The 16114-nt window shown below is 72.0% G+C and carries 19 protein-coding genes; 9 read left to right on the forward strand and 10 right to left on the reverse strand.

Annotation, left to right across the window (positions count from 1 at the left end):
* Positions 1-318 precede the first annotated feature (318 nt).
* Genes ACZ3II_RS29765 through ACZ3II_RS29775 form a run of 3 tightly spaced genes read left to right on the forward strand, consistent with a single transcriptional unit; the run spans position 319 to position 1541 of the window.
* The gene (locus ACZ3II_RS29765) at positions 319-765 is read left to right on the forward strand and encodes an SRPBCC family protein (protein WP_465521415.1); all 447 of its coding nucleotides are present in this window, start codon (positions 319-321) and stop codon (positions 763-765) included.
* Positions 762-1103, forward strand: coding sequence for an ArsR/SmtB family transcription factor (locus tag ACZ3II_RS29770; RefSeq protein WP_465521417.1), 342 nt, complete (start codon positions 762-764; stop codon positions 1101-1103). Before ACZ3II_RS29765 ends, ACZ3II_RS29770 begins: the two co-directional genes overlap by 4 nt.
* Positions 1104-1106: 3 nt before the next feature.
* A complete protein-coding gene (locus ACZ3II_RS29775; RefSeq protein ID WP_465521419.1) occupies positions 1107-1541 on the forward strand; it encodes an SRPBCC family protein in 435 nt (144 codons plus the stop codon).
* A 428-nt stretch (positions 1542-1969) separates the two neighbouring features.
* Here the strand turns inward: ACZ3II_RS29775 and ACZ3II_RS29780 are convergent, their stop codons facing one another.
* Genes ACZ3II_RS29780 through ACZ3II_RS29790 form a run of 3 tightly spaced genes read right to left on the reverse strand, consistent with a single transcriptional unit; the run spans position 1970 to position 3814 of the window.
* A complete protein-coding gene (locus ACZ3II_RS29780; RefSeq protein WP_465521421.1) occupies positions 1970-2758 on the reverse strand; it encodes a nitroreductase family protein in 789 nt (262 codons plus the stop codon).
* The gene (locus ACZ3II_RS29785; RefSeq protein WP_465521423.1) at positions 2758-3102 is read right to left on the reverse strand and encodes a hypothetical protein; all 345 of its coding nucleotides are present in this window, start codon (positions 3100-3102) and stop codon (positions 2758-2760) included. Before ACZ3II_RS29785 ends, ACZ3II_RS29780 begins: the two co-directional genes overlap by 1 nt.
* Positions 3095-3814 carry a methyltransferase domain-containing protein gene (locus ACZ3II_RS29790; RefSeq protein WP_465521425.1) on the reverse strand — a complete coding sequence of 240 codons (720 nt, stop codon included), beginning with the start codon at positions 3812-3814 and terminating at the stop codon, positions 3095-3097. Before ACZ3II_RS29790 ends, ACZ3II_RS29785 begins: the two co-directional genes overlap by 8 nt.
* 125 nt (positions 3815-3939) lie before the next feature.
* On the opposite strand from ACZ3II_RS29790, the gene ACZ3II_RS29795 reads away from it, so the two are divergent.
* A complete protein-coding gene (locus ACZ3II_RS29795) occupies positions 3940-6153 on the forward strand; it encodes a rhamnogalacturonan lyase family protein (RefSeq protein ID WP_465521427.1) in 2214 nt (737 codons plus the stop codon).
* Between the two features lie 59 nt (positions 6154-6212).
* Here the strand turns inward: ACZ3II_RS29795 and nhaA are convergent, their stop codons facing one another.
* The 4 genes from nhaA to ACZ3II_RS29815 form a co-directional block, all read right to left on the reverse strand.
* The gene (nhaA, locus tag ACZ3II_RS29800; protein ID WP_465522062.1) at positions 6213-7538 is read right to left on the reverse strand and encodes a Na+/H+ antiporter NhaA; all 1326 of its coding nucleotides are present in this window, start codon (positions 7536-7538) and stop codon (positions 6213-6215) included.
* 52 nt (positions 7539-7590) lie between these two features.
* Entirely contained in the window at positions 7591-7935 is a 345-nt protein-coding gene (locus tag ACZ3II_RS29805) for a transcriptional regulator (RefSeq protein WP_465521429.1), read from the reverse strand.
* Positions 7932-8375, reverse strand: coding sequence for a hypothetical protein (locus tag ACZ3II_RS29810; protein WP_465521431.1), 444 nt, complete (start codon positions 8373-8375; stop codon positions 7932-7934). Before ACZ3II_RS29810 ends, ACZ3II_RS29805 begins: the two co-directional genes overlap by 4 nt.
* Positions 8376-8469: 94 nt before the next feature.
* The gene (locus ACZ3II_RS29815; protein ID WP_465521433.1) at positions 8470-8727 is read right to left on the reverse strand and encodes a DUF3040 domain-containing protein; all 258 of its coding nucleotides are present in this window, start codon (positions 8725-8727) and stop codon (positions 8470-8472) included.
* Positions 8728-8917: 190 nt separating this feature from the next.
* On the opposite strand from ACZ3II_RS29815, the gene ACZ3II_RS29820 reads away from it, so the two are divergent.
* Complete coding sequence (locus tag ACZ3II_RS29820; RefSeq protein WP_465521435.1) at positions 8918-9976, forward strand: ATP-binding protein; 1059 nt, start codon at positions 8918-8920, stop codon at positions 9974-9976.
* A gap of 77 nt (positions 9977-10053) precedes the next feature.
* Complete coding sequence (locus ACZ3II_RS29825; protein ID WP_465521437.1) at positions 10054-10290, forward strand: hypothetical protein; 237 nt, start codon at positions 10054-10056, stop codon at positions 10288-10290.
* 4 nt (positions 10291-10294) lie between these two features.
* Here ACZ3II_RS29825 and ACZ3II_RS29830 read toward each other — a convergent pair whose 3' ends face one another.
* Positions 10295-12094 (reverse strand): hypothetical protein, encoded by a 1800-nt coding sequence (locus ACZ3II_RS29830; RefSeq protein ID WP_465521439.1) that lies wholly within the window; start codon positions 12092-12094, stop codon positions 10295-10297.
* A gap of 111 nt (positions 12095-12205) precedes the next feature.
* Positions 12206-13372 carry a tetratricopeptide repeat protein gene (locus ACZ3II_RS29835; RefSeq protein WP_465521441.1) on the reverse strand — a complete coding sequence of 389 codons (1167 nt, stop codon included), beginning with the start codon at positions 13370-13372 and terminating at the stop codon, positions 12206-12208.
* Here ACZ3II_RS29835 and ACZ3II_RS29840 point away from each other — a divergent pair.
* Together ACZ3II_RS29840 and ACZ3II_RS29845 are read left to right on the forward strand one after the other, a co-directional pair.
* Entirely contained in the window at positions 13308-14066 is a 759-nt protein-coding gene (locus ACZ3II_RS29840; protein ID WP_465521443.1) for a sensor histidine kinase, read from the forward strand. The two genes, ACZ3II_RS29835 and ACZ3II_RS29840, sit on opposite strands and share 65 nt — an antisense overlap.
* Positions 14057-14689: a response regulator transcription factor gene (locus ACZ3II_RS29845; protein ID WP_465521445.1), complete on the forward strand. Its 633-nt coding sequence runs from the start codon at positions 14057-14059 to the stop codon at positions 14687-14689. The genes ACZ3II_RS29840 and ACZ3II_RS29845 overlap by 10 nt, the downstream gene beginning before the upstream one ends.
* 163 nt (positions 14690-14852) lie before the next feature.
* On the opposite strand, the gene ACZ3II_RS29850 is transcribed toward ACZ3II_RS29845, so the two are convergent.
* Entirely contained in the window at positions 14853-15485 is a 633-nt protein-coding gene (locus ACZ3II_RS29850; protein ID WP_465521447.1) for an NADPH-dependent F420 reductase, read from the reverse strand.
* A gap of 132 nt (positions 15486-15617) precedes the next feature.
* Between ACZ3II_RS29850 and ACZ3II_RS29855 the strand changes: the two genes are divergently transcribed.
* Positions 15618-16082: a MarR family winged helix-turn-helix transcriptional regulator gene (locus tag ACZ3II_RS29855; RefSeq protein ID WP_465521449.1), complete on the forward strand. Its 465-nt coding sequence runs from the start codon at positions 15618-15620 to the stop codon at positions 16080-16082.
* Positions 16083-16114 lie beyond the last annotated feature (32 nt).

Genomic DNA, 16114 nt, shown 5'->3' on the forward strand with positions numbered 1-16114 from the left:
CGCCGTACCCATGAATCCGCGATTTCCCACCAGCCCACAGCTCCGTGCGCCGTGGGAAAACCGCCCTGAACAGTCGATACTCGACAGCTCCGGGAGATGCGATGCCGGTGAATGCGACATGCTTCCGCCGCCCCGCAACGAGTGTGATCGTTCCCAGAAGTGCCCATGAACGCGATCCGCGTGCCGGCACCGCGCGGGGGACGGCCGGATCAGCTCACCGGCAGAACACCTCGACGACGTCTCCTGCGAGGAAGAGCTTGTGCAACCTTTGGTTGCACGTCTAGTGTTGCGTGCAACCAAAGGTTGCAGGAGGAGATCATGGAGTTCGGTGTCATCGAGCGGGAGATCTACATCGACGCCGCACCCGACGTCGTGTTCGAGGTGGTGAGCAAGCCTGAGCACGTGGCCCGGTGGTGGCCCGACGAGGCGGCCTACGACGTCGAGCCCGGCGCCGGCGGGACGATCTCGTTCGGCGAGCAGGTCGAGCAGCTCACCGTGGTCGACATGCGACCGCCGGACCTCTTCTCGTTCCGGTGGACCCACCCCGCGGGTTCGGCCGCCGCCACCGGCAACTCGTTGCTGGTCACCTTCGCGCTGAGCGCGAGGGGCGACGGCACGCTGCTGCGGATGACCGAGACCGGCTTCCGGGAGATGGGATGGGAGGTGGCGGTCCTGGAGGAGCAGTTCAACGCCCACGTGAGCGGGTGGTCCTTCTTCCTGCCGCGGATCGCGCCCTACGTCGCTTCGCTGAGCGTACGCCGGTGAGCACAGCGATCGACGACGACCTGTGGTCGGCGATCGGCGACCCGACCCGCCGCCGCATGCTCGACCTGCTGCTCGCCGAGGGCGGCGGAACGGCGACCACGCTGAGCCGGCGGATGACCGTGACCCGGCAGGCGGTCGCCAAGCACCTGACCGTTCTCGATCGGGCCGGCCTGGTCCGGTCCGCGGCCGACGGCCGGGAGCGGCGCTACCACGTCGACGACGAACAACTCGCCCGCGCCGCCGACCAGCTCGCGTCGGTCGGGTCGGCCTGGGACGCCCGCCTACAGCGCATCAAGCGGATCGCCGAGGCGATCCAGAAGACGCAGAGGGAGAACTGATCAATGCCCGACATCCTGCACCGCATCGGCATCGAGAGCGCCACCCCGGAGAGCGTCTACGCCGCGCTCACCACGGTCGACGGCCTGGCCGGCTGGTGGACCGAGGACACCCGCCTGGTCGACGGACAGCTGCAGTTCCGCTTCAAGCCGGGCGGCTTCGACATGGACGTCCTCGAGGAGAAGCCGGCCGAACGGGTGCGCTGGCGGGTCGCCGCAGGCCCGGAGGAGTGGATCGGCACCACGATCCACTGGGACCTGCGCCGGGACGGCGACTACACGATCGTGCTGTTCAAGCATGAGGGCTGGCGCGAGCCGGTCGAGTTCATGCACCACTGCTCGACGAAGTGGGGCCAATTCCTGATGAGCCTCAAGTCGCTGCTCGAAACCGGATCCGGCAATCCGTCGCCACGGGACGTGCACATCGACGACTGGAACTGAGCTCGTCGTTCACCCAGTTCGGCGGGGCTTGGAGCCCGGGGCGGCGCAAGGCCGGAAACCAAGAAGGAATCAACGAGCGCTCGCCTAGTCGCATACCTTCTTGGGGGCCGTCGCGCCGGCGCGAAGCCGGAAAAGAACTCGATGGCCGAGCTGATCCTGAAACTCGATCTCAGTGGAGGAGACCTGACGCATGGTGCCGTCCTGATAAGGATCCGCCCATCCCTCCGGCGGGCTCCCATGGCCGTTGGACAGGGGTTTGACAGCTTCATAGTGTTGATTCTCGAACTCGGCATCGTCAATGTCGCAGGTGTATACGAACGGAACGCCTCAGAGCCGATATCGGCCGCCGCACGGGAAGCTGCCGCGAAGCGCCGCGGGTCACATCCCGCCCCGTCACCCGGAAACGACGCGGGAACGGTGCGCCCGACCTAGTCCCAGCCTTCCTGCGGGGTGGCGCAGGTGCCGCGGAACACGTACTGGGACGGCAGTTTGCGCTGCTCACTGGTCCAGTCGATGGGTGGCCGCCGCTGCTCGACGGGCAGATAGCCCAGCCGGTAGACGGCCATCAGCTCGAGGTCGTCCGGGACGGCGAGCAGCCGCACGATCTCGTCCCAGCGGCCCGGCACCTCCATCGGGAACGAGATGAACTGGATGCCCATGCCGAGTTCGACGGTGGTGAGCCAGAGGTTCTCCATCGCCGCGCCCATGCTGAACACCGAGTAGAAGGAGGACAGTTCACCGGGCCGGTATTCGGCGCGGTCCAGCATCACGCCGAGCAGCAGCGGCGACCCGGCCACGAGTTTGCGGTTCTCCTCGCCGAGGGTCTGCGGCACCCGCATGGCGTTCATCAGTTTCTGGCCGCGGGAGGTGAAGACCTGACCGGTGAACGGGCGCAGCGGCGCCGGGAGACGGTCGAACAGCATGCCGTCGCGGCGGCGTTCCATCTCCTGCCTGCTGAACCGGAAGTACGGCTTGTAGCGCTCGAAGAAGGTGCCGTTGGACATCGCCTCGGTCATGCTCTCGCCGCTGATCCGCGCGACGGTCTCGATGGTCTCGCGTTCCTCCACGATGACGAACCGCCACGGCTGGCTGTTGAGCTGCGACGGGGCCCGCCCGGCGACCTCCATCAACAGCCGCTGGTGTTCCTCGGAGACCGGGTCGGGCAGGAACGCGCCGTTGGTGGTGCGGCGACGGCGTACGACGTCAAGGAATTCCATCAGCGTTTCCTCCAGGCCAGGGCGAGAGCTAGGGCGTACGCCGGGGCGGCCGACCCGGCGACGGCGGCGTGCCGGCGCAGTTCCCCGCCGGCGTAGGGCAGCGCGGCGAGGGGGCCGATCGCCGGCAGCAGCGAGAGTCCGGCGGGCCGGCGTTCGATCGCGGCGGCGATGAGGGCGACGGTGGTCAGCGACGAGGTCACCACGTACAGGGCGTGGTGGACCCAGCGGATGCGCCGGGTGTCGATCAGGCCCGTGGCGACGGCGGCGCCGAAGGCGGCGTTGCCCAGGTATCCGAGCGCCGCGGCGGTGATCAGGGGCGGGGTCGCCGGCGCCCGCCTACCCATCGGCGCGTGCCGGTTCGCAGGTGAGCAGGAGACGGTACGGGAACATCGGCGTGACCTGCCATCCGGGCGGGACGGCCGCCTGCAGTTCCGGGCGGCGGTAGCTGCGGCGGATGGAGAGCAGGCCGTCCTGGTGGATGAACGACCGCCGGGCGAACGGCAGGGTGGCGGCCGCGTAGACGCCGTAGCTCAGGCGCCCGCGGGACAGGTCGCTGTGGATCACCAGGCGGCGGGCCAGGACCCGGCTGTCCGCCAGCACGCCGGCCAGCTCGGCCGGATCCAGGTGGTGCAGGAGGTGGTTGGAGATCACCAGGTCGTACCGGTCGCCGCGGGTCACCAGGTCCGCGCTCGACGCCTGCTCGAAGCGGACTCCGGCGTCCGGCCGCCCGCGCACGTGCGCCAGGGCTCGCGGGTCCGGGTCGATGGCGGTCACGGACAGCGGCAGCCGGTCGCGGGCCGCCCAGCTCGTCAGGGCGCGGGAGATGTCCCCGGCGCCGAAGCCGATGTCCAGCACCGTTGTGGGCCGGCCGGGGTCCAGGAGCGGCCGGATCCGGCGCCGGTAGAGACGCCGCCAGCCGGAGACGAGCCGGTTGACGGTGCTGAACTGCCGGTAGGTGCGTTCCAGCCGATCGGGGTCGCAGTCCGGGGCGTCCATGAACTCCCGCGCTTCGATGTCGCGCAGGGCGAGGCCGGTGCCGCTCATATCGACTGCCATACCCATGATGATCAGTTTCCACACCTTGACGTATATGAATGTTAGCGAGAACATCAAAACGTTTCAGGTCCGATAGCGGTGCCGGCGTCACCCCAAGCGCCGGCCTGAATCCCCGAAGGACAGTGATGATCTCGCCCGTTCCCCCCGAACGCAGATCCCGTGCCCGCGTCACCGCTCTCGTCGCGGCGACCACCGCCGCCGTCGTGACCACCTCCGGTCTGGCCGCCGTGAACGCCTTCGCGGCGGCCGGGTGCCGGGTCGACTACGCCGTCACCAACCAGTGGCAGGGCGGCTTCGGCGCGGGCGTCACCATCACCAACCTCGGTGACGCCGTCCCGAACTGGACGCTCACGTTCAACTTCGGCGCCGGGCAGACCGTCACCCAGCTCTGGAACGGCACGTTCACCCAGTCCGGCAGCGCCGTCACGGTGCGCGACGCCGGCCACAACGCCGCCATCCCCACCAACGGGAGCGTGTCGTTCGGGTTCAACGGGGCGTTCAGCGGCACGAACCCGGCTCCGGCCGGTTTCACCCTGAACGGGACCGCCTGCACCGGGTCGGTTCCGGAGCCGTCCGGCCCGTCACCGTCGAGCCCGCCGCCGCAGCCGGGGACGGGACGGCAGATGGAACGCCTCGACCGCGGCCTGATCAGTGTGCGGTCCGGCAGCGGCAACCTGGTGAGCTGGCGGTGGCTGGCGGCCGACGCGTCCGATGTGGGGTTCCACGTCTACCGCGACGGCACCAAGGTCACCGCCGCGCCGATCACCGGATCGACGAACTACCTGGACGCGGGAGCGGCAGCCGGGGCCACGTACACCGTGCGTGCCGTCGTCGGAGGCGCCGAGCAGGCCGCGTCCCCGGCCGCGCTGCGGTTCGGCAACGGCTACCTCGACGTGCCGATCCAGAACCCGGACCCGGCGCGGTACGCGGCCAACGATGCCAGCGTCGGTGACCTCGACGGTGACGGACGGCCGGATCTGGTGCTCAAGTGGGATCCGCTGAACGCCAAGGACAACTCGCAGTCCGGCGTCACCGACCCGGTCTACGTCGACGGCTACAAGCTCGACGGCACCCGGCTGTGGCGGATCAACCTGGGCCGCAACATCCGGGCCGGGGCGCATTACACCCAGTTCCAGGTGTACGACTACGACGGTGACGGGTTCGCCGAGGTGGCGATGAAGACCGCCGACGGCACCACGTCCGGCACCGGGCAGGTGATCGGCAGCGCGAGCGCCGACCACCGCAACTCCAGCGGCTACGTCCTGGCCGGCCCGGAGTTCCTGACCGTGTTCAGCGGGCGCACCGGCGCGGCGCTGGCCACCGTGAACTACGAGCCGCCGCGCGGGACCGTGTCGTCGTGGGGGGACAGTTACGGCAACCGGGTGGACCGGTTCCTGGCCGCGACCGCGTACCTCGACGGGAAACGGCCCAGCATCGTCATGGCCCGCGGCTACTACACCCGGTCGGTGATCGTGGCCTGGGACTTCCGCGACGGTGCCCTGACCCGCCGCTGGACCTTCGACTCCGGGGCGTCCGGCAACAGCTCCTACGCCGGGCAGGGCAACCACAACCTGTCGGTGGCCGACGTCGACGCCGACGGGCGGGACGAGATCGTGTACGGGTCGATGGCCGTCGACGACAACGGCGCCCGCCTGTGGAACACCGGCAACGGCCACGGCGACGCCATGCACGTCGGTGACCTCGACCCGTCCCGTACCGGGCTGGAGGTCTTCAAGGTCGACGAGGACGGCAGCAAACCGTCGTCCTGGTTCGCCGACGCCCGGACCGGTCAGGTCCTGTGGTCCACCCCCGCGTCCGGCGACAACGGCCGCGGCGTCTCCGGCGACGTCTGGGCCGGCAGCCCCGGCGCCGAATCGTGGTCGTCCGCGCCGGCCGGGCTGCGCTCCCCGAACGGGACGGTCGTCAGCAGCCGCAAACCCGGCTCGGCGAACTTCCTCGCCTGGTGGGACGCCGACCCGGTGCGGGAGCTGCTCGACGGCACCCACGTCGACAAGTACGGCACGTCCGGCGACACCCGGCTGCTCACCGCCGCGAACGTGCACAGCAACAACGGCACCAAGTCGACGCCGTCACTGTCCGGCGACATCCTCGGCGACTGGCGCGAGGAGGTGATCTGGCCGACCAGCGACAACACCGCACTGCGCATCTACGCGACGCCCACACCCACCGACCGGCGGATCACCACGCTGCTCCAGGACGCCCAGTACCGGCTCGCGCTGGCCTGGCAGAACACCGCCTACAACCAGCCGCCACACCCGGGCTTCTTCATCGGCGACGGCATGCGCACCCCTCCTCGCCCCACCATCTACCAGCCCTGACCGTACGCGGCACACAGCCCCGTCCCGGTGGCCAAGACCACCGGGACGGGGCGTCGCGCTCAGCCCTGATAGACGTCCGGGATGCCGTCGTTGTCCCGGTCGGCCTCCTCGGCCTCCCGGAGGCGCCGGTAGACCCGGTTGCGGGCCCGCAGCACCACCGAGGCGATCAGGGCGGCGGACAGTGACCCCGCCAGCACGGCGATCTTCACATGGTCGTCGCGTTCGTTGCCGGAGCCGAACGCCAGCTCGCCGATCAGCAGCGACACGGTGAACCCGATCCCGGCCAGCACCGACAGCCCGGCCACGTCGATCCACGCCAGCCCGGCGTCCATGCGGGCCCGGGTGAACCGGGCGGTCAGCCAGGTCGCGGCCAGGATCCCGACCGGCTTGCCCACCATCAGGCCGATGATCACCCCGATCGCCACCGGATCGGTCAGCGCGGACCGGAGCCCGTCGAGGCCGCCGATGGTCACCCCGGCCGAGAACAGCGCGAACACCGGCACCGCGAAACCGGCCGACAGCGGCCGGAACCGGTGCTCGAAGTGCTCGGCCAGCCCGTGCGCCGTGTGGCCGGGGGACGCCGGATGCGCCGGCGTCAGCACCGGCACGGCGAAACCGAGCAGGATCCCGGCGACCGTGGCGTGCACCCCGGACTCGTGCACCAGCACCCACGTGGCGAACGCCAGCGGCAGCAGCAGCCACCAGGCGCGGACCCGCCGCTGCACCAGGAGGGTGAACACGCCCAGCGGGATCAGCGCCGCCAACAGCGGCAGCACGGCCAGGTTCGCCGTGTAGAACACCGCGATGATCGCGATGGCGAGCAGGTCGTCGACCACCGCCAGGGTGAGCAGGAAGGTCCGCAGCCCGGACGGCAGGCTGCGCCCGACCACGGCCAGCACGGCCAGCGCGAACGCGATGTCGGTGGCGGTCGGGATCGCCCACCCCTTCACCGCCCCACCCCAGTTGACCACGAGATAGAGGATCGCCGGGACGATCACACCGCCGGCCGCCGCCGCGACCGGCACCGCGGCCCGCCGGGGATCGCGCAGGTCACCGGCGACGAACTCGCGTTTGAGCTCCAGCCCGGCGACGAAGAAGAAGATCGCCAGCAGGCCGTCGGCGGCCCAGGTCGCCAGCGTGAGGTCCAGGTGCAGGGCGGCCGGGCCGATCCGGAACTGCGTGAGCGCGTGGTACTGCTCCGACCAGGGCGAGTTCGCCCAGATCAGCGCGATGACCGCGCCGAGGAGGAGCAGGATGCCGCCGATGGTCTCCTTGCGCAGCACGTCGGCGATGCGCTTGGCCTCGGCCCACGACCCCCGGCCGAGAACGGAGAAGGACGGGCGGGAGGTGTCGGGCACGGCGGCTCCATGGGCACGGTCGGTCAGGGACTTCGCCGACCAGACTTCCCGGCACACCTGGCGGTAACCCTACCCGTGATCACGGGGTGACGCCCCGGATCGAGTCAGGCGTCACGTCGTCCCCTGAGCCGGGTGTGAGGGCGTCGCCGAGCAGGGCCCGCAGAGCGTGGGCGTGCCGGCTGAGGGCGTCGCGGCCGGCCGGGGTGAGCCGTGCGGTCGCGCGGCGGCCGGTCCGGTGCACCTCGACGTAGCCGGCGTCCTGCAGCGTGGACAGCTGCTTGCTGAGGGCGGAGTCGCTGAGCCCGGTGGCTTCCCGCAGGTAGCTGAAGTCGGCGTGGGCCGCCGGGACCAGCAACGACACCAGGGTCAGCCGGGCCGGGAAGTGCAGCAGCTCGTTGAAGCCGGACGGCCGGGCGTCGGTCACGCCTTGCTCTGGGGCATGCCGGCCGCGGCCTGTGCCGGGCCCATCGCGGTGACCCACACGACAGCGGCGGCGAGGCCCGCGAGGGTGCCGTCGGCGGGGACCTCGAACAGGCGCAGCGCCGTGCCGACGCCGATGAGCGCGGTGAGCACGGCGCCGGCGAACAGCACGACCGGCGTCCAGCGCTGCGCACGCCAGCGCAGCCGCACCCCGGTGGAGCGTTCCAGCGCCGCGGCGAGGCCGACCATCGCGACGGCGGCGGCCAGGGCCATGCCGGTGCCCGGCCATCCGGCCACGTCACCGCCGGCCGAGGCCAGGACCAGCGCGGCCGCCGAACCGTAGGTGAACCATGCGGGGAGCCGGCGCGGCGTGCCCTGCCGCAGCGTCTGCTCCTGACGCTGGTCGATCTCGCTGAGCGCCTTCATCGCCTCGGTGGCATCCATCGGACCCATCCCTTCCGTAGAGGAAACTTTTGCCTGCGAGGAAACAATAGCCTGACTCTTTCCTCCAAGGCAAGGATGGATCCGGGAATCGCCGTCAGCGCCTCCGGCGGGTGCGGGCCACACCGGCGCCGGCGACGGCGAGCACCGTGCCGCAGGTGAGGGCGACACCGGCGGCGCCCCACACCACCATCAGCACCGACAGGCCGGCCCAGACCAGCGCGCCGACCAGCGCGAGCACCACGCGCAGCGTCTTGCGCGGGAGCACCCGGGGCGTACGGGTCAGGGACGGGTCCTCCGCCGCCAGACGCCCGACGATCTCCTCGAACTTCTTGCGCGTGTCCTTGGTGGACATCGCCCCACCACCTCTCGCCGCGGCCCATCCGCCCCTACCTGCATACCCCGAACCGGTGACGCGGCGCATGCCCCGCCGGTGACGGTTCGCCCGGGTGAACCGTCTTGACCCGGCCCCGGCCCGGCATGTCAGCATGAGCCGTTGTCAACAGTGGGCGGGCAACCTCGGCGGCTCGGACGAGGAGGCGGGCATGCATCCTCATCACGCGGCCGCGCCGGCGCACCGGGCCGGCGGCTGGATCCCGGCGCAGCGGCTCCGGGAGGCGATCGACTGGTTCGCCACGGCCGACGCCCTCGGCGAGCACGTGGTGCCGGCGGTGGCGGACTGGTGCGCGATTCACGTACGCGGCCCGGTCGTGGCGGCGCTGCGCGCCGGTGTGGCGGTTCCGCTCGCCGACGCGGGACTGGCGCAGCCGGTCGACGGCGAACCCCTCGAGATGATCGCGCTGCGGCACCGCGACGCCGAACGTGAGCCGGTGGTGCGGCACTGGGCGGCCGAGATCCCCGTACACACCGGCGACGGGTACGGGGCCGGCCGGGTCACCGCCACCGGCGTCACCCGGTACCTGCCGCATGTGCCGGACGGCATGCTGCAAGCCGTGGTGACCGATCCGGATCAGCGGCGGCAGTTCGCCGGCCTGGGCGTCACCAGCTCCATCGTGGTGCCGTTGCGCACCCCGGCCGGGGCCGTGCTCGGCGCCATGACGCTGATCCGCGAACTGGACAGCCACGAGGCGTTCACCCAGCAGGACGTCCGGGCCGCCGAGCAGCTCGCGCAGGCGGCCGCCGAGGCCCTGGACGCCTCCCGGATGGCGACGGTCACCGTCCGGACCCCGTCGCCCGGGCCGGAGATCCGCCGCAGCGCCACCTGGCGGCCGCCGGACGCGGCGCACGCCAGGGTCAGCACCGACGGCCGCAACTGGGCCCGCCGTACCCTGCCGGAGATCCTCACCAGCGAACCGCGGCGCGACCTCTATCAGGACGTGGACCTCGTCTTCACCGAGCTGATCAGCAACGCGGTCCGGCACGGCGGCGGGCTGTGCGAGGCGCAGCTGGCCGACACCGGCGACCATCTGCGGCTGGTCACCGCGGACGAGGACCCGCGGAGCCCCACGGTGCGGACCCGCCAGTTCGACCATCCCCACGGCCGCGGCATGCACCTGATCGACGCGATAGCCGACCGCTGGGGCGTCGAGCGGCACCACGCCCGGATCGGCAAACGCGTCTGGGCCGATCTGCCGTTGCGCTGACCGGCCGCCTGTCGTGTTGCGGGCCGCCTGCATCATTGACCGGGATCGACGGCACGTCACCGGCCTGTGGAGCGGATATGAACACCAGCGTCCTGTGGACAGCGCTCCGGGGGCTCGTCCTCGGCCTGTTCGCCTGCGTCACCCTGCTGATCGCGTGGTCCGCGGCCCAGGCGGTGTTCAGCGCCACCGGCCTCGCCGCCGACCCGCACGGCTACTCGATGATCTTCGGCTTCGTCACCGCGATCATGCTGAGCCCGATCGCCCTCTGCCTGTGGCTGCTGTACCGGGCACTCCGCCGCCGGCGCGGCAACTGACCGGTCACCCGGCGAACGGTGTCTCCAGGAGGGCGATCCGGTCCTCCCGGACCACCAGGACCCGGCCGTCGGCGGCGACCGCCAGCAGCGCCCGGCGCGCCTCGCCGGAGTACCGGTCCATCGGCACGTTCGTGCAGGCCAGGCCCGCGCAGCGCCACACCGTCTGCCGCCAGCGCCCGGCCGGCTCGCCGATCGTGACGTGGAATCCGCGGGGTGCTGCGCCGGGCAGCGCGGCGCTCAGATAGACGTACGGCCCGGCGACCGCGACCGCCCCGGACTGTTCCGCCGCGCCCGGTGCGATCACCGCCGCGTCGCCGCCGTCGAACAATTCCCCGGCCCGTACCGCCACCGCACGGTCCCCGGCGTCGGTCCAGACCGCGTCCGGCGGCGCCGCCGGGCCCTCGGACCGTTGCGGTCCGGCGCAGGTGACTGCCGCGCACGTGAACCGGTGCACGCTCCAGCCCAGCCAGAGCGAGGCGACCGGCCGCCCGTCGGCGCCGATGCTCAGCCGCGCCCGCCGCCCCGGCGGGAAGCCGTCCTCGGGGGTGTGGCCGGCTTCGCCGAGCTGATGCCGTTGCGGGGCGGCGCACTCGACGTCGGCGCAGCGGATCAGCACGAACCGGTACCTGCCGTACGGGCCGCCGGCGACGGGCGCCGCGACGAACAGCCAGATCGCGCCGTCCGGGGCGGCCGCTCCCGCCGCCTCCACGCCCACCTCCGGCGGGCCCGGCTTCTCCCGGGCGCTCGCCCGCACCGGCAGCCAGGCCTGCCGGCAACCGTCCCGGGCGCACCGGGCGTACTGCACGAACGGCCCGCCCGACTCCGGGCCACCGGTCACCGCGGTCTTGACGACCGTCCCGTCCACGCCGACGGACGCCGTACCGAAGCCCTCGACCGTGGGCGGGCCACCGCTGACGTCGGTGAACCGGTCGCACAGGTCGTCGTCGCAGAACCACACCCCGCCGGTCGTCACGATCACCGGATGGCCGCCGGCCGGCCAGGACGCCGCCACGGCGGTGCTCGGGCCGCGGTCGTGGGTGCGGACCGACGGGACGCCGTACGGGTTGACGGCGCCCAGAACCGCCGGGGCCAGCACCGCGGCGGCGAGCAGGGCGGCGCCCGGCCACCACAGCGTCCGCGGCGGGGACGGCGGGGACGGCTCGGCGGTGAACGGGCGGGCGGCGAGCCCGGCCTGTGCCGCCAGCGTGACGAGCATCAGCACGGCGTCGACTGCGGGAGCGGCGTACGGCAGATCACCGGCCCCGGTTCCGCCGACGACGATCGCCAACAGCATCGGCGCGACGACGCCGCCCAGCAGGAACACCGTCGCGTCCCGCCAGGCCGGCCCGCGCTCGGGCGCCCGAAGCGCCCACGCGATCACGGCGAGCAGCAGCCGGGCCGCCACCAGTCCCGCCAGCACGGCCACGACGGCCATGGCGAGCAGGTTTCCGCCGGTCACCCGCAACAGCACGAGGCCGGCACCGGCCGCCGCCCCGACCCCGGCCGCCGCCACCGGCAGGCACACCAGCCCGCGGCGCACGGCACGCAGCGGCCCGGCGCCACCGGCGACCACGACCGCGCCCGACACCACCGCGAGCAGCCAGCACAGCACCGTGACCACCAGGCGCGCCACGGCCGTGCCCCCGCCGTCCCCGCCGTCGGCGACACCGTCGACGATCACCGTCCGGTCCCCGCCGAATCCGTCCAGCCCCGACGACACCAGCAGCATCACCGCCACGATCGGCAGCAGCACGGCCGCGAGGCGCCGCCGGAGAACGTCACCGAGCGGCCGGAAGAACGACATCGGCCCAGCATAGAGACGCCGCGATCGCGTACGGCCGGGGCCGGTTGCCTTCCCTCGGTGAGGTGCGCGTGCAGATCATCGCGGAAGCCGGACGGTGCGCGATCGATGACACTAGCTCGGACGGCCCTGTCCGCGCAGGGCGCCCGCCAGATGGCCGAGGATGTCGTCGTCCGGCGCCAGATCGTACGCGGCGCGCAACTGCTGCTCGGCGTCGGCGAAGCGGCCCAGCCGGGTCAGCGCCCGGCCCGTCCCGGTCAAGCTCTCCACGGTGTCGCCGCCCAGCTCGGCGGCGCGACGGAACTCGGCGAGCGCGGCCTCGGCCCGGTCCTCGTCGAGCAGTGCTGTGCCGAGGCGCAGGCGGGCGGGCACGCTGCGCGGGTCGATGTCGACGGCGGCCCGGTACGCGTGCACCGCGAGTTCCGTCTGACCGCTCGCTGCGAACTGGTCACCGATCTCCAGCTGCCATCCGCACAGCCGCGGGGTGATCCGGCCCAGTTCGTAGTAGTCGGCCCGGGACTGCTGCTCGGCGATCATCTTGCGAAGCACTCCGACGATCGCGTCGTCGATCCTGACGCGCTGGAGAATCGGGTCGAGGTCGCCCGGATGGCGCGGCCCGATCAGCCCCTCGGCGGTACGCAGCATCTGGTAACCGCGCTCGAACTTGCGGCGGCGGACCAGAGTGGTTCCCAGCTCGCAGGCGTTCTCGAAGTCCCCGGGAGCGGCGTCGACCGCCCGCCGGAACGCCATCTCCGCTCGTTCGAAGTCGCCCTCGCCTGCGTACGCCCGGCCCAGCTCGCGGTATGTCGCCGGGTCCGGGGTGAGCCGCACGAGCCGGCGCCACTCCCCCAGCGACCGCAGGGCGTGCCGGTCGTCCGGGTCGAGGCGCAGGGCGCGCCGGTAGGCCGCGGTCGCCGCCCGCTCCGCCCGCCAGTCGTGCCACCAGGCCCGGGTGGTGCCGTGGATGCGGCTGCGGTGGAAGTCGCCGATCGTGGTCCACGTCGCGGCGCGCTGCGAGTCGGCGCGGGTCGCGGCGGCGAACGCGTCCCGGGCGGCCGGCCAGCGCTTGCGGCCGGCTTCGGCCTGGCCGAGGCCGGTGAGCGCCTCCGCGTCGTCCGGCCTGGTCCGCAGGCACTCGCGGTAACAGTCGGCCGCTCCGGCGAAGTCCTGCCGGTGGATCGTCAGCGTCCCCGGCCGACGCCGGGAACAGATCGCGGTGCTGCTGGTCGACCCGGGACTCCTGCGCCGGCCGGAATTCGTCCGCGACGTCGCGGCCGCCACCGGGGTCGCCCTGGAGGACGGTGTGCTGCAGCGCGAACTGACCCGGCGGCTGAGGGAGGCGCAGGAGTCCCGGCAGCGGATCACGGAGACCGACCTCGACGACCGGCGGCGGATCGCCGGGGAACTGCACGACGGCGTACAGACCTCGCTGCAGGCCGGGATGGGGCACCTCCGGCGGGCCTGGCGGCGCATCGTCCGCGAGGAACCGGCCGAAGGGGATCCGCTCAGTGAGGTGGGCAAGGCAATCGGCGAGGCGCAGGCGGCGGTGCAGCACGCCATCGACGACGTACGCGACATCGCCCGCGGCATTCACCCGGCGGTGCTTGTCGACCACGGGCTGCGACCGGCGCTACGCCGCGTGTTCAACCCGCTCGACTTCCCGATCACCCTGCACGTCCCGACCGAGCGGGCGTCCCGTGACGTGGAATCGGTCCTCTACTTCGTCGTCTGCGAGGCGGTCAGCAACACCATCCGGCACGCGAAGAAGGCCACCCGGGTCGAGGTGGTGGTCACCATAGCGGGTGGGCAGGCCACCGCCCGGGTGCACGACGACGGTGAGGGTGGCGCGGTCTTCCGTGGTGTGTCCGGCCTGTCCGCGCTGCGCGATCGGGTCGGCTCCCTGCGCGGACGGCTGACCATCGACAGCAGACCCGGCACCGGTACGACGATCGAGGCGGTGATTCCGTGCGAGTAGCGCTCGCCGAGGACAACCTGTACTACCGGCGCAGTCTCGTCCTCATCCTCAAGGAGTTGGAGATGACTGTCGTCGCGGAGGCCGGCAGCGAGGCGGAACTGCTCGACGCGATAGCCGGCGACCCACCGGACGTCGTCATCCTGGACATCCGCATGCCACCCACCCAGTCAACCGAGGGCTTCCACGCGGCGGCGAGCGTCCGGGCGCTCTACCCGGAGACCGGCATCCTGCTGCTGTCCCAGCACGACGAGTTCGCCTATGCCGCGAAACTGCTCAAACAGATCACCCGCGGCGTCGGTTACCTCAACAAGCTGCGCATCGCCGACATCCCGGTGCTGGAGGACGCCCTGCGCCGGATCGCGGCCGGGCAGGTGGTCGTCGACGAGGAGATCCTGCGCCGGATCGAACGCGCCGTGCCTCCGACGCTGACCCCCCGCGAGGTGGAGGTGCTGGGCCTGGTCGCGCGGGCGCTGTCCAACCAGGGCATCGTCAAACGGTTGTTCATCAGCGAAAGCGCTGTCGAGCGGGCGATCACCAGCGCGTTCCGCAAGCTCGACCTGAAGGAGGACCCGGACGTGAACCGCCGGGCCCTGCTCATCCTCTGGTGGTACAGCAGCCAGTGACACACCTGGCAGGATGCTGTGGCTTCGCTATCTGGCCGCCGCCCTCGGCTGTCTATCTCGCCGGCCGGTCTGGTCGCCGCGCTCGAGCTGGGCATCGGCCGGCCCACCGCGAGCCCGTCGGCGCCCTACCTCCCGCGGCTGGTCGCCGCCTGGACAGCGCCGGTCACCCGCGGGCGAGGTGCAGGCCGATGCCGGCGCCCAGCCCCTGGCCGTACGCCAACTGGATGAGGAATTCGACGGCCGGCTCGAGGTAGCGGGCGTTGGTCAGCGGGCCGGCGTCGATCGCCTCGAAGCCGAGCTGCGTGCCGAGGGCGATGACGGCGCCCTTGGCGTCCGCGTCGTCCCCGGCGACCGGCAGCAGCTGCCGGACGCCACCGAGGACGGGCGTGCCGAGCGTCGCGGCGAAGACGGTGTTGAACGCCTTGACCACGTGGGAGCGGGGCAGCCGCTCGGCCACCTGCTCGCCGGCGGAGGTGCTGTGCCCGATGGTCAGGGACATGTAGTCGGCGGCGAGCGGGTTGGTCGCGTCGATCACCGTCTTGCCGGTCAGGGCTTCGCGGACCTCCGCGGTGAGCAGGGCGTCGACGGCGGCGAAGGGCACCGCGATCACGGCGAGGTCGGCTGCCGTAGCGGCGTCGGCGGCGGTGCCGGTGTCCGCGCCGGAGGCGGCCGCGGCGGCGCCCAGCCGGAGTGAGCCCGGCTCGCTGGCGGCGAGGACGACGTGGTGGCCCAGGCCGGTCAGCCGGGCGGCGAGAGCGGATCCGACATTGCCGGCGCCCAGAACGGCGATCTTCATGATCTTCCTCCTGCTTCCCCATGTCATTCGAATTCGAATGACATGGGGAACACTAGAGGTGATTCGAATTCGAATCAACTGAGGCCTCGGTCACAGGTAGTTCGAGTTCGAACGAGATGCTAGCGTCGCGCCATGACCGAACGGTGGCTCGACGAGGTGGAGATGCGGGCGTGGGTCGCCTTCCTCGACACCAGCAATCTCCTGCTCCAGCGCATCAACCAGCAGCTACGCGACGACGGCGGGCTGACCCAGCCGCAGTACGAGCTGCTCACCCGGCTCGCCGAAGCCCCGGACCAGCGGATGCGGATGGCCGAACTCGCGATGGCGCTGGCCGCCTCCCGCAGCGGCCTCACCTATCAGGTCAGCCAGCTGGAGAAGGCCGGCCTGGTCCGCCGGGAGCCCTGCGCCAGCGACGACCGCGGCATCCTCGCCGTACTCACCCCGGACGGGGAGAAGGCGCTGCGCACGGCCGCACCCGGCCACCTCCGCGTGGTCCGGCAGAACCTGATCGACCTGCTCGACCGCGACCAGCTGGTCACCCTCGCCGACACGCTCGGCCGGGCCCGCGACCACCTGCGTGCGCCCGGCGGGAGCTGACCACGCCGGGCTTGCGTTGGAGCGCGCTCGAA

This window comes from Actinoplanes sp. NPDC019969 (assembly GCF_055562375.1).

What these genes read in the sequence shown, in the direction of transcription:
- ACZ3II_RS29765 (WP_465521415.1), top strand. Translation starts at nt 319, where the DNA reads ATGGAGTTCGGTGTCATCGAGCGGGAGATCTACATCGACGCCGCACCC.
- ACZ3II_RS29775 (WP_465521419.1), top strand. Translation starts at nt 1,107, where the DNA reads ATGCCCGACATCCTGCACCGCATCGGCATCGAGAGCGCCACCCCGGAG.
- ACZ3II_RS29780 (WP_465521421.1), bottom strand. Translation starts at nt 2,758, where the DNA reads ATGGAATTCCTTGACGTCGTACGCCGTCGCCGCACCACCAACGGCGCG.
- ACZ3II_RS29785 (WP_465521423.1), bottom strand. Translation starts at nt 3,102, where the DNA reads ATGGGTAGGCGGGCGCCGGCGACCCCGCCCCTGATCACCGCCGCGGCG.
- ACZ3II_RS29790 (WP_465521425.1), bottom strand. Translation starts at nt 3,814, where the DNA reads ATGGCAGTCGATATGAGCGGCACCGGCCTCGCCCTGCGCGACATCGAA.
- ACZ3II_RS29795 (WP_465521427.1), top strand. Translation starts at nt 3,940, where the DNA reads ATGATCTCGCCCGTTCCCCCCGAACGCAGATCCCGTGCCCGCGTCACC.
- ACZ3II_RS29810 (WP_465521431.1), bottom strand. Translation starts at nt 8,375, where the DNA reads ATGGATGCCACCGAGGCGATGAAGGCGCTCAGCGAGATCGACCAGCGT.
- ACZ3II_RS29815 (WP_465521433.1), bottom strand. Translation starts at nt 8,727, where the DNA reads ATGTCCACCAAGGACACGCGCAAGAAGTTCGAGGAGATCGTCGGGCGT.
- ACZ3II_RS29820 (WP_465521435.1), top strand. Translation starts at nt 8,918, where the DNA reads ATGCATCCTCATCACGCGGCCGCGCCGGCGCACCGGGCCGGCGGCTGG.
- ACZ3II_RS29825 (WP_465521437.1), top strand. Translation starts at nt 10,054, where the DNA reads ATGAACACCAGCGTCCTGTGGACAGCGCTCCGGGGGCTCGTCCTCGGC.
- ACZ3II_RS29830 (WP_465521439.1), bottom strand. Translation starts at nt 12,094, where the DNA reads ATGTCGTTCTTCCGGCCGCTCGGTGACGTTCTCCGGCGGCGCCTCGCG.
- ACZ3II_RS29850 (WP_465521447.1), bottom strand. Translation starts at nt 15,485, where the DNA reads ATGAAGATCGCCGTTCTGGGCGCCGGCAATGTCGGATCCGCTCTCGCC.
- ACZ3II_RS29855 (WP_465521449.1), top strand. Translation starts at nt 15,618, where the DNA reads ATGACCGAACGGTGGCTCGACGAGGTGGAGATGCGGGCGTGGGTCGCC.